The sequence below is a fragment of the Streptomyces sp. MnatMP-M17 genome (assembly GCF_900091995.1).
Classification (GTDB): Bacteria; Actinomycetota; Actinomycetes; order Streptomycetales; family Streptomycetaceae; genus Streptomyces.
This window is the reverse complement of the sequence record NZ_FMDK01000916.1, coordinates 1-5,021: the sequence shown is the minus strand read 5'-3', so window position 1 is coordinate 5,021 and position 5,021 is coordinate 1. Positions and strand designations below refer to the sequence as shown.

Here is a 5,021-nt window from a genome sequence, read left to right as displayed (position 1 = left end):
TGGGGAACATACGCGGGCGGCCCGGCAGTTGCCGGGCCGCCTCTTTTTTCGCCGGCCGGCCGGTCGGGGCACGATGTCCTGCCGTGCGGCCGGGGCATGCCGGACGGCCGGATGCGCCAGAAGGCACACCGGCCGTACGGGGCGATGACGGACTCTCCTGCCGGACGGCCCGGAGGCCGGCGCCGGAATCAGGTGATCGAGACTCCGCTGTCGATACTGATGACCTGGCCCGTCATACAGTCCTGGTCCAGGAAGAGCCCGGCGCTGCGGGCCACCTCCTCCACCGTGACGAACCGGGGAATGGGCGCCTTGTCCTCCATTCCCTCGATGACACGGCCCGGCAGGTCCTTCGTCATTCCGGTGATCATGAAGCCCGGTGAGAGGGCGTTCACGGTCACCCCGCGCCGGCCGCACTCGGCGGCCAGAGTGCGGGTGAAGCCGATGAGACCGGCCTTGGAGGCGGAGTACGCGGTCTGGCCCGCGGTCGCGATCAGACCGGAGGGCGAGACCACATTGATGATCCGTCCCCACCGCTGCCGGAGCATGTACGGCACGGACGCCCTGGCGGTGTGGAACGAACCGACCAGATTGGTCTGGATCACCTGCTGCCAGTCCGCCGGCGACTGCATCGCCATCAGCGCGTCCTTGCGGATCGCGCCGTTGTTGACGAGAACGTCGACGGGACCGAGCTCGTCGCTGATCCGGGCGTACATCGCGGTGACGGCCTCCCAGGAGCCGACGTCACCGGTGACCACGACCGAATCGTTGGCGAGCTTCTCCTGGACTGCCCGGGCCTGGGCCTCGGAGCTGTTGTAGTGGACCGCCACCCGGCAGCCCAGCGCGTCCAGCTCCAGGGCCAGGGCCTGTCCCAGTCCACCGGACGCTCCCGTGACCAGGGCGACCGGCTTCTCAGGACGGCTGCCCTGCGGCTTGCTGCCGCTCATTTCCTCACCCCGCCCCACTCCATGAGGATCGATCCCCAGGTCATGCCCGCTCCGAAGCCCGCGAGCAGCACCTTGTCACCGTTCTTGATCCGGCCCTCGTCGAGCGCCTCGGTGAGAGCGATCGGGACGGAAGCGGAGGCGGTGTTGCCGTACCGCTCCAGATTGGTGATCAGTGCCTCTTGGCGCAGACCGGTGTGGCTGAGGATCGAGTTGATGATCCGGATATTGGCCTGGTGCGGGATGACATGGTCGATGTCGGCCGCGTCGACCTTGGCGCTCTCCAGCGTCTCCCGGACCGTACGGACCGTGTAGCGCACGGCGTTGAGATAGATCTCGTTGCCGTTGATCTGCGCGTAGTGGAGGCCCTGGCGGACCGTCTCCTCGGTGGTCGGCATCCTGCTGCCGCCCGCCAGCACCTTGAGACTGCCGGCGCAGGAGCCGTCCGCGCCGAGGTTCCATGCCTTGACCCGGTTCTCGGGCCCCGGCTGGAGCACCACCGCGCCGGCGCCGTCGCCGACGAGGATGGACAGATCACGGTCGGCGGGGTTGGCCGTCAGGGTGTGGGTGTCGGAGCCGATCAGCAGGATCGGCCGGGGATCGATGGCGATCAGCGCCATCGCCGACACCAGCGCGTAGATGAAGCCCGCGCACTCGGAGTTGACGTCGTGCGCTCCGCCCGCGATCCCGAGATCGTGGTGGACGAAGGCGGACGTCGCCGGAGAGGGCTGCTCGGGCGTGGCGGTGGCGACGATCAGATGAGCGATGTCGCCACCGGTCAGGCCCGCCTTCTCCAGCGCGCGACGGCCGGCCTCGACAGCCAGCGAGGCGGTCGTCTGGCCCGGTCCGACGGCCCGGCGCTCCCGGATACCGCACCGGCTGACGATCCAGTTCTCGTCGACGCCGAAACGCTCCGCCAACTCCACGCTGGTGACCTTGCGCTCGGGTACGGCCATGCCCCACCCGGTGATGTCGAAGCCGTTCACAGGCGCTCTCGCTACGCCTGCGCCGGCTGCGGAACGAGCGCGAGGATCCGCTCGTACACATGGCGCAGCGTGGTGGTGTCGTCGAGGTCGGCGAAGAGCGACTCGTCGGCGGGGATGTCCGGGTACTGGTTCTGGAACCCGTACAGCCACTCCATCAGGTCCAGCGAGTCCACATCGGCGATGTGCTGGAGCGGTGCATCGGGGCTGACCTCCTGGGCGCCCGACACGGCCTCGAGCTGGCTCGCCAGTTCTTCGATGGTGGGCAGCGTCATGAGCTTCGGTCCTCTCTCGCGGTGCATCCGGTTTCGAGAGGCATGGAAGCGCGGGCCGCGCAATCCGGGCGCAACACCGCCGAAGCATGGGCGTCTTGCACATCTGTTGCGAGCGACACGGTTTGCTCGTGGCCGAATCAACGGTCGGAACGAGCGGCGCAGCGACACAGGAAAGAGGTCGAGCATGACAACGGTCGCCCCCAGATCCGTGGACCCCGAGGTCGACGCGGTAAGGCACCACTACGAGGTGAGCAACGATTTCTACCGGCTCCTGCTGGGTCCGACCATGATGTACTCCGGCGGCTACTGGGAGCAGGGCGAGGACCTCGTCACGACACTGGACGAGGCGCAGGAGCGCAAGCTCGACACCTTCGCCGAGCTGGCCGGGGCCGCGGGCACCCGCCGTGTGCTGGACATCGGCTGCGGCTGGGGCACCATGCTCAACCGCCTCACCACCGTCCACGGAGTCGAGCAGGCCGTCGGTCTGACGCTGAGCCGCACCCAGGAGGCGTTCATCGCCGGCCTGGACAACCCGCGCATCACCACGCGGGTGGAGAGCTGGGCGGACCACGAGACGGACGAGAAGTACGACGCGGCGTTCTGCATCAACGCGCTGGAGCACTTCGTCTCCTCCAACCTGCCGCCGCGCGAGCGCACCAAGCGCTACCGCTTCTTCTTCAACCAGGTCGCCAAGGCCCTGAACCCGGGTGCGAAGTTCGTTCTGCACACGATGACGGCCGAGGCTCAGCCCATGAACCGTGAGCTGCTCGCCGATCTGAAGTTCCTCCAGCGCTCCGAGTTCGAGGGGATGCACATCCCGCATCTCCACGAGCTGACCGCCGCCGCGGAGGGCGTCTTCCACGTCGTGGAGATCGTCAACGAGCGGGAGTCCTTCGCCATGGCGTGCCGCGCCTGGCTGAAGCGGCTGGCCGCGGACCGTGAGACGGCTGTCGCCCTGGAGGGCGAGGAGGTCGTGGCCCGCTTCGAGCGCTACCTCGACATCTTCGCGTACACCCTCGAAGACAAGTTCTTCAACAACTTCCGCGTCACCATCGAGCGCAGGGGCTGAGGAGGCCACCGTGACGAGCATTCTCGAACCCGCCCACGGGGGCGGCGTGAGCGACGGGACGGAGGAGTCGGCCGGCCGGGGCCCCACCCGTCATCTGCGGGTCGCGGTCATCGGCACCGGCTTCTCCGGTCTGGGTACGGCCATCCGGCTGCTCCAGCAGGGGATCGACGACTTCCTGGTCTTCGAACGGGCCGACGAGGTGGGCGGCACCTGGCGCGACAACAACTATCCGGGCTGCGCCTGTGACGTCCAGGCCCATCTGTACTCCTTCTCGTTCGCCCGCAATCCGGAGTGGAAGAGCACCTTCGCCAAGCGCGACGAGGTGTTCACCTACCTGCGGGACTGCGCCGACCGCTTCGGGGTGCGCCCGCACATCCGCTTCAACCACGAGCTGATCGCGGCCCGCTGGGACGAGAACACCCGGTGCTGGCACATCGAGACCTCGGGCGGCGAGTACACCGCCCAGGTCCTGGTCGCGGGCGCCGGCTACCTCAGTGAGCCGGCCGTCCCGGATCTGCCGGGACTCGCGGACTTCGAGGGCAAGGTCTTCCACTCGGCCCGCTGGGACCACGACCACGATCTGACCGGCAGGCGCGTCGCCGTGATCGGTACGGGCGCCTCGGCCATCCAGTTCGTGCCGAAGATCCAGCCCGAGGTCGGGCAGCTCGACCTGTACCAGCGCACGCCTCCCTGGGTGGGCCCCAAGAACGACAAGGTCAACAGCGCCTTCCACACGAAGATGCTGCGCAGCTTCCCCGGCTACCAGAGCTTCCGGCGCAACTTCAACATGTGGGGCCGTGAGGTCCTGGCCTTCGCCTTCGCGCGGCCCAAGGTCGCCGAGAAGGTCCAGAAGATGGCCTCCGACCATCTCAAAAAGAGCGTCGCGGACCCGGCGCTGCGCGAGCGGCTCACGCCCGACTATGTGGTGGCGTGCAAGCGGCTGCTGTTCTCGAACACCTGGTACCCGGCGATCCAGCAGCCGAACGTGGACATCGTCAGCGACTCCATCGACCATGTCCGGGCCAAGTCCATCGTGACCAAGGACGGCCGCGAGCGCGAGGTCGACACCATCATCATGGGCACCGGCTTCCTGGCCACGGACCGTCCGGTCGCCCGGCGGATCTGGGGCAAGGGCGGCGTCCAGCTCCGGGAGGCCTGGAGCGACGGGATGTCCGCGCACCGCGGTACGACCATCGCCGGGTTCCCGAATCTCTTCATGATGCTCGGTCCCAACACGACGCTGGGGCACTCCTCCCAGACCGTGATGATCGAGTCGCAGATCGCCTATGTCATGGACGCCCTCAAGCAGATGGACAAGCGCGGCCTGTCCAGCGTCGAGGTGCGGCCCGAGGCGCAGCAGGCGTACAACGCCACGCTCGACAAGCGTCAGGCCCGCGCGGTCTGGAGCGCCGGCGGCTGCAAGAGCTGGTACCTGGACAGCGCCGGGCGCAACCCGTCGATCTGGCCCACGTACACCTGGCGGTTCCGCAACGGCACCAAGCACTTCGACCTGGGCGAGTACCAGCTCGCCACCACCGTGGGCGCCGGCCGACCGGCGGTCAACCACGCATGACGAACGGGAGAACGGACCAGATGAGCACCAACACCCCTTCTCGGCGCAGAGTTCTGGGCGGAATTGCCGCCACCGCCGCGACCGTCGTGGGCTGGAACGCGGCCACGCAGACCTGGGCCACGGCCGCCGAGGCCAGCCGCCACGGTGGCGGCCACGGTGGCGGGGGCTGGTGGGGGGGTG

At 68.3% G+C, this 5,021-nt stretch carries 5 protein-coding genes; 2 read left to right on the top strand and 3 right to left on the bottom strand.

Annotated features, from left to right (window positions below; translation table 11 throughout):
* Nucleotides 1-188: 188 nt before the first annotated feature.
* The 3 genes from GA0115259_RS33375 to GA0115259_RS33365 are packed head-to-tail and all read right to left on the bottom strand — an operon-like array spanning nt 189 to nt 2,199.
* Nucleotides 189-944 (bottom strand): SDR family NAD(P)-dependent oxidoreductase, encoded by a 756-nt coding sequence (locus GA0115259_RS33375; RefSeq protein ID WP_093603869.1) that lies wholly within the window; start codon nt 942-944, stop codon nt 189-191.
* Entirely contained in the window at nt 941-1,927 is a 987-nt protein-coding gene (locus tag GA0115259_RS33370) for a 3-oxoacyl-ACP synthase III family protein (protein ID WP_079124951.1), read from the bottom strand. Before GA0115259_RS33370 ends, GA0115259_RS33375 begins: the two co-directional genes overlap by 4 nt.
* Before the next feature lie 11 nt (nt 1,928-1,938).
* Nucleotides 1,939-2,199: a hypothetical protein gene (locus GA0115259_RS33365; RefSeq protein ID WP_046502425.1), complete on the bottom strand. Its 261-nt coding sequence runs from the start codon at nt 2,197-2,199 to the stop codon at nt 1,939-1,941.
* A 184-nt stretch (nt 2,200-2,383) separates the two neighbouring features.
* Here GA0115259_RS33365 and GA0115259_RS33360 point away from each other — a divergent pair, with 184 nt between their 5' ends.
* Nucleotides 2,384-3,268 carry a class I SAM-dependent methyltransferase gene (locus GA0115259_RS33360; RefSeq protein ID WP_066945730.1) on the top strand — a complete coding sequence of 295 codons (885 nt, stop codon included), beginning with the start codon at nt 2,384-2,386 and terminating at the stop codon, nt 3,266-3,268.
* Nucleotides 3,269-3,278: 10 nt separating this feature from the next.
* Complete coding sequence (locus GA0115259_RS33355) at nt 3,279-4,841, top strand: flavin-containing monooxygenase (protein ID WP_256098253.1); 1,563 nt, start codon at nt 3,279-3,281, stop codon at nt 4,839-4,841.
* The last annotated feature ends 180 nt before the right edge of the window (nt 4,842-5,021 follow it).